This is a genomic window from Bartonella sp. AP58NXGY (genome assembly GCF_042195785.1).
Classification (GTDB): domain Bacteria; phylum Pseudomonadota; class Alphaproteobacteria; order Rhizobiales; family Rhizobiaceae; genus Bartonella.
Genome location: NZ_JBHIOY010000083.1, coordinates 351 through 834 on the forward strand (window position 1 = coordinate 351; position 484 = coordinate 834).

A 484-nucleotide genomic window follows, 5' to 3' on the forward strand; every position below is an offset into this window, starting at 1 on the left:
TCTGTGCTCTTAAAGCGATAGATGATGTTGATTGGACCGTATGGTTTGAAACAGTGAGTTGTGTCGATGCTATTTTGCGTAAAAAAAGTGATTTTTCTGAAATTGATTCCCATTCACGCAGTATTTATCGACAAGTCATTGAAAAAATTTCACGCTTTTCGTCTCTTAGTGAGCTGGAAGTTGCACACAAATCTGTAGAAATGGCAAATCCCATTTTTGAAGATATGCCTCATTATTCCTCTGTTGGGTGGTATCTTGTTGGTGATGGTCGTGGCATATTTGAAAAGGCTTGTGGATATACGCCGCCTTTTCTCATAAAATGGGCACGCGCTTTTTATAGCTTAAAACTGAGAGTCATTGCTATTCCTGTCTCTTTTCTGACGCTTGCTTTTTTGCTTGCAATCTATACCGTTTTCCAAATATCTGGCATGACACTATGGATGTCCCTTTTCTTTACTGTATTGGCGCTTTTTCCTGCTATGGA

The 484-nt window shown here is 39.3% G+C and carries 1 pseudogene; it reads left to right on the plus strand.

Annotation, left to right across the window (positions count from 1 at the left end):
• A pseudogene (locus ACFINC_RS09595) lies at positions 1 to 484 on the plus strand (hypothetical protein); the annotation flags it as partial.